Annotated in this window: 5 protein-coding genes; all 5 read right to left on the reverse strand. The window is 51.3% G+C overall.

Annotation, left to right across the window (positions count from 1 at the left end; all coding sequences use genetic code 11):
• Nucleotides 1–859, reverse strand: an 859-nt coding sequence (locus J1785_RS04100; protein WP_217218871.1) for an MFS transporter, incomplete at its 3' end; no start/stop codon positions are given.
• Between the two features lie 124 nt (nt 860–983).
• Nucleotides 984–1,997, reverse strand: a complete 1,014-nt coding sequence (locus tag J1785_RS04105) for a Zn-dependent oxidoreductase (protein ID WP_129952170.1) — start codon at nt 1,995–1,997, stop codon at nt 984–986.
• A gap of 11 nt (nt 1,998–2,008) precedes the next feature.
• Entirely contained in the window at nt 2,009–3,223 is a 1,215-nt protein-coding gene (gene rspA / locus J1785_RS04110) for a starvation-sensing protein RspA (protein WP_129952171.1), read from the reverse strand.
• Nucleotides 3,224–3,414: 191 nt separating this feature from the next.
• A complete protein-coding gene (gene yiaK / locus J1785_RS04115) occupies nt 3,415–4,428 on the reverse strand; it encodes a 3-dehydro-L-gulonate 2-dehydrogenase (RefSeq protein WP_217218872.1) in 1,014 nt (337 codons plus the stop codon).
• On the reverse strand, nt 4,415–5,777 hold a 1,363-nt coding region (locus J1785_RS04120), incomplete at its 5' end, for an MFS transporter (RefSeq protein ID WP_217218873.1). The genes J1785_RS04120 and yiaK, both read right to left, overlap by 14 nt.

Genomic DNA, 5,777 nt, shown 5'->3' on the forward strand with positions numbered 1-5,777 from the left:
AACCACCCAATGCCAGGCCGACAAAACCCACAATCCAGGGAATAACCGTCGTCAGGCTCATCTCTTTAATATTCAGTCCATGTGCCTGTACCAGATAAGCCGGGAACCAGCTGAGGAAGAAAAATAAAATATAGTTGTAGCAGAAGAAGGCAAATGCAGTAACCAGAATAATCGGCTGACGTAAATAATACCCAAGACCGTGTGAAGCCTGCGCCATATTCTCTTCTTCACTTAAATGCTCATTCTTCATTTCGTCAACTAAATGCAGTTCTTCCGGTGAAACGCGTTTGCTTTTCAGCGGATTATCCGCAACCGTAAAGAACCACACCACCATCCAGACGATGCCGATACTGGCAATGACCATAAACGCCGGACGCCAGCCGAAGGAAATTGCCAGATACCCGACAATCGGCCCGGCCACTGCGCCACCCAGGGGAGAACCGGCACTGAGCAAGCCCATCGCGGTTGCCGCCTGTTTCTTCGGGAACCAGCCGTTGATCATTTTATTTGCCGAAGCACAAATTGGGCCTTCGGCCATGCCGAATAATACCCGTAAAATCAGCATGGAATAAAAGCCGGTCGCGATAGCGGTCATGCCACAAAATACTGACCATAAGCCGACAGCTAATCCCATCACCAGCGTCGGGCCGAATTTATCCACGGCCAGGCCACCGATAAAGTTAAATATCGCGTAACCAAAGAAGAAACTGCCAAATATCATGCCGAATTGCTCGGGATTAATGGTCAGTTCTTTTTCTATCATAGGCACAGTAATCGACAGCGCAACGCGGTCGAGGTAATTGATCATATAAACCAGAAACAGCAGGAATACGATGATCCAGCGTAGGTTCTTAAACATAGATGCGTGCTCCACTTGTAGGTGTCGTTTTAATAGTGTTGCGTTTTTATAGGTAGAATATGAGGTACGGCAGGCGGGAAGATATTTGAAACCTTCCCGCCTTGTTGCAAAAATTAACGCTAAATCAGAATGTCAGTAAAACCTTGCAGCAGGAACGCTGATCTTTCTCGAACAGCGTTAATGCCGCTTCTACTTCACTGGCGGGCATCCAGTGCGTCACCAGTTTTTCGGGCGCGATTTTTCCCTGCTCCATCCATTCAATAACCTGCGGGAACCGGTGACTGTTCAGGCGTGAAGAAAACAGTGAAATCTCTTTGCTGGTGATACTTTGCTGCGTGATCAGGCTCGGCTCGCCGGAGAAACCCATCATACCGATACGTGCTGCCGGAGACGCCAGCAGAATGGCCTCCTGTAAGATCGCCGGATGGCAGGCAGCATCGACGATAAGTGTCGGGCGTATACCTTCTGCAGCCAGCACATCAGTCACGCTGCGGTCGCTGTTATTGATGATCCAGTCTGCGCCACTTGCCTGCGCCATCTGCAACCGTTCGTCGATACGGTCAGCGACAATGACTTTCTGCACCCCGTAAACCCCTTTCAGCACCTGAATCACCGTCAGTCCCATCGGACCTGCGCCGTATATCAGTGCGGTATCCTGCGGTGTCGGTTTGAGAAATGCCGTGATATTCGCTGCGATAGTAAACGGCTCGACCATGCTGGCGAGTTTGTCCGGGATCACTTCCGGCACCACATAGGCGTTTTTCGCCGGTGCACAGGCGTAATCACTGAAACCGCCATCGCGGTGGACGCCGATAACCTGCAGTTCTGCACAAACATTCGGGCGGCCGATCGAGCACGGGTAGCAATGCCCGCAACTGACTACCGGATCGATCACCACACGTTCGCCGATACGTGCGGTATCGACGCCTTCGCCGGTGCTGTCGATGTGGCCGAAGAACTCATGGCCGATAACCCGCGGGTATTTCGCAAACGGATTGTGGCCGTGATAAATATGCACATCTGAACCACAGATGCCCGCATGACTGACCCGAACTCGTACTTCGCCGGCGGCAGGTACCGGCAAAGCACGTTGCTCGATGACTAATTTTCCAGGTTGCTCAATAACGACGCTGTTCATGTTTCGCTCCTTTACCAGTTCCACAACGTGCCGTCTTCCAGACGGGCCACCGGCAGATACGCCGGCTCGTACGGATATTTCGCCGCCAGTTTTTCGTCAAACTCAATGCCCAGACCCGGTTTTTCGCCCGGATGCATGTAGCCGTTGTCGAACGTCCAGTTATGCGGGAAGACTTCCAGCATTTGCTCGGAATACCCCATATATTCCTGTACGCCGAAATTCGGCACCCACAGGTCGAAATGCAGGGCCGCAGCCATACAAATCGGCGAAAGATCGGAAGGGCCGTGCGAGCCGGTGCGCACCTGATATAACGAGGCGAAATCGGCGATGCGGCGCATACCTGTTATGCCGCCAGCGTGCGTCAGCGTAGTGCGGATATAGTCGATCAGCTGTTCTTCGATAAGCTGCTTGCAATCCCAGATGCTGTTAAACACTTCGCCGACGGCAATTGGTGTCACGGTATGCTGGCGGATCAGGCGGAAGCATTCCTGATTCTCAGCAGGCGTCGGATCCTCCATCCAGAACAGGCGATATTCTTCAATGCTTTTGCCAAAACGCGCCGCTTCGATGGGCGTCAGGCGGTGGTGCATGTCGTGCAGCAGATGTTCATCGAAACCAAATTTATTACGCACGGCTTCGAACAGTTTTGGCGTGAAATCGAGGTATTTTTCCGTTGACCATAACTGCTCTTCCGGCCAGTTGCCTTTCGTCGCCGGTTCGTAGGCCAGACCTTTGCCTTTCGCCATGCCATAAGTGGTTTTCATGCCCGGTACACCGCATTGTGCGCGGATCGCCTTAAAGCCCAGTTCTTTATGTTTGGCGTAATCATCGAGTACTTCATCAACGGAATGACCGGTGGTGTGACAGTAAACCATGACGCCGGTGCGGGATGCGCCGCCGAGCAACTGGTACAACGGCATATTGGCGGCTTTGGCTTTGATGTCCCATAACGCCATGTCCACGGCAGAAATGGCAGACATGGTGACCGGTCCGCGACGCCAGTAAGCGCCTTTATAGAAAAACTGCCAGATGTCTTCGATCTGATGCGCATCGCGGCCGATCAGCTGCGGACACACATGATCTTTCAGATAGGATGCGACCGGTAATTCGCGGCCATTTAGTGTGGCATCACCAATGCCGGTCAGCCCGCTTTCAGTGGTGATTTTCAACGTCACAAAGTTGCGTCCCGGACAGGTGACAAAAACTTCAGCATTCACGATTTTCATCGGTTACGACCTTTTGCAGTAAAAGTAGGATGCATTTTCTTTGGTTATAAATACGCCTTTTGGTAACTACCATACAAGTATGTTTAGCGTTTTTTGCCGGAGAGGATCACACTTTGTGAGGGAAATGTTGCAGGGATTAAAAAGAAAACGCCTGCGGTTAACAGGCGTTATTTGGCAGGAAAAAGCGGAGACTATTCCGCCAGGCGCATAACTTCGTTCCATACCGCTTCATCGACCGGGATGCCCAGACGGCGGTTTTGTTCACGGTTAGATGCAGCGGTCTGGCCTGGATAACGGACATCGCGGCTGTTTTCGGCAGGTTCCGACTGGTTAACGTAGTCTGCGACGCTGTCGGCCATGCGTTCGGTGAATTCGGCACCCCCGAGTTGTGTCGGGTCAAATACCATGAAAATCTGGCTGGCACCGGTGCAACTGCCTTTGCCAATTTTGTCGATCTCATTGGTGGGTGATCCGGCCGATAACAGCGCGGCCATGGCATCCAGCACAATGGCCAGTCCGGAGCCTTTCCAGTAACCCGTCGGTAAAATACGCATAGAGGCTTCGATAGGGCCAGGATCGTCTGTGAGATGACCTTCTTTGTCGTAGCCGCCGGGGAAGGGCAGTTTTTCATTTTTCAGCCGCGTGACCTGTAATTTGCCGTAGGAATATTGCGACATTGCCATATCCAGTACGATAGGGCCTCTGGCACGGGGTACGGCCATCACGAACGGGTTGTTGCCCACTCGGGTGTTTTTGCCGCCCCACGCGGGCATGCAGGATTCAGTATTGGTCCAGCAAATCGCCGCCATGCCTTGTTGTGCCGCATGCCAGCCATAACTTCCGCCACGCATCCAATGACTGCTGTTTTTCAGCGCGACAATGCCGACACCGTATTCCTTTGCCATCTCTGCCGCTTTATCAACGGCAAACAAGGCATTGGTGATGCCGATACCGCGGTTGCCATTATAGATGGCGATGGCACCAAGGGATTTTTCCAGCTCCGGTTTGGTATGAATATCAATCCAGCCCTTATTGACGTAATCGACAAAACGCGCCACACGGTTCAGGCCATGGGATGAAATGCCGTCGCAACTGGACTCTGTATGTATGCGTGCGCAGGTACGTGCGCTTGCTTCATCAAGTCCCGCTTTTTGCAGGGCGTGAAAGATAGTCTGTTGCATCAGGCTGAATTCAATTCTTTGCATGGTCGGCTCCGGTTGAGAGATCATCTGGCGTGAGTGTGGATAATTCTTCCGTCTGGCTAAGAATATTATTATCACCCCAACATTTTTCGTATGGCCAGCCGGTCAGCTGTTCGGTAATTAAGCGGGTTTCCGCTGTGACATCATATTTACTGCCGCCGGCTTTCAGGCGCTCAATCTCATTGACCAGCAACGCATGGTTATGACGTGTCAGACGGAATTTCATTGAACTGTATAAACCCACCAGCAGGAAGATGACTGAACCTGTGCCAAATACCAGCGTGATCCCGTACACGGCTTCAGCAGGTTGTGTTGCGCTTTTCGGGGTAAATCCGTAATGCTGTAATAACAGGCCAACCCCAAATAAAGCCACCGCCTGAACGGCTTTGCGCACGAAAGTCATGACGCCGGCGAATATCCCCTCGCGTCGTTTTCCGGTCAGCATTTCATCCACATCCGGAATAAAACTGTAAATATTCCAGCAAACATAACTGGTACCTGAACGGCCAACACCCATTAAAATGACGGAGAGATAAATCAGCGCCATATTAAACGGCAGTTGTAATAAATGGATGGCTAAAAACAACCCGACACTGGCTAACATAAATAACTGTGCGATACGGTAAGATGCGCCATTACCTAATTTCATGCACAGGAAAATAAACAGCGCGACACAGACAAACTGTACCAGTGTCATTAATGTCATGGCATTCGAGGCCGTCACGGCGTTTTGTCCGAGGACAAAAATAATGTAGTAGGCCAGCACTGCACCGAGTACGTCGAGAGCGACATAACCGCCCAGATACATCCCCACGTGCTGACGGAAGGTGCGTACTTTCATCGTCGAGATCAGGGATTTAAACAAATGTTTCATGTCGCGGCGAAAAGAGAGTTTTGGCGCGGCGACATCAACCGGGATCGGGCGCTCCCATGTGTAAAAGTAAAGCATCAGGATCACCACGGCAAACAGTACGCCGAAAATGACGCCCATAATCAGAAACGATGATGATGAATCTTCACCGAGATAGGCAATTATCCGACCCGGTAACCAGGCGGCTAATATCGCGGCACCGGTAGAGAAAAACATTCTCACGCCAGTCAGTTTGGTGCGCATTTTAAAGCTGGAGGTCATTTCCGCTGCCAGTGTTTCATAAGGTACAATGGCCAGCGTATAAGCGGCATAGAATAAAATATAAGTGAGCAGGTAATACCAGAATCCCATGCCGCTGACCCACATAATAATGTAGGTTACCATAATCAGCGGAGCACCAAATAAGAAGAAGAAACCTCGGCGGCCGTATTTTTTACCCCACGCATTACGGTAGAAATTATCCGTGACATACCCCATAAGC

This window comes from Rahnella perminowiae, assembly GCF_019049755.1.
In the GTDB taxonomy this organism is placed as follows: domain Bacteria; phylum Pseudomonadota; class Gammaproteobacteria; order Enterobacterales; family Enterobacteriaceae; genus Rahnella; species Rahnella perminowiae.

Coding starts and splice junctions, on each gene's coding strand:
- J1785_RS04105 (WP_129952170.1), bottom strand. CDS start 1,997: ATGAACAGCGTCGTTATTGAGCAACCTGGAAAATTAGTCATCGAGCAA.
- rspA (WP_129952171.1), bottom strand. CDS start 3,223: ATGAAAATCGTGAATGCTGAAGTTTTTGTCACCTGTCCGGGACGCAAC.
- yiaK (WP_217218872.1), bottom strand. CDS start 4,428: ATGCAAAGAATTGAATTCAGCCTGATGCAACAGACTATCTTTCACGCC.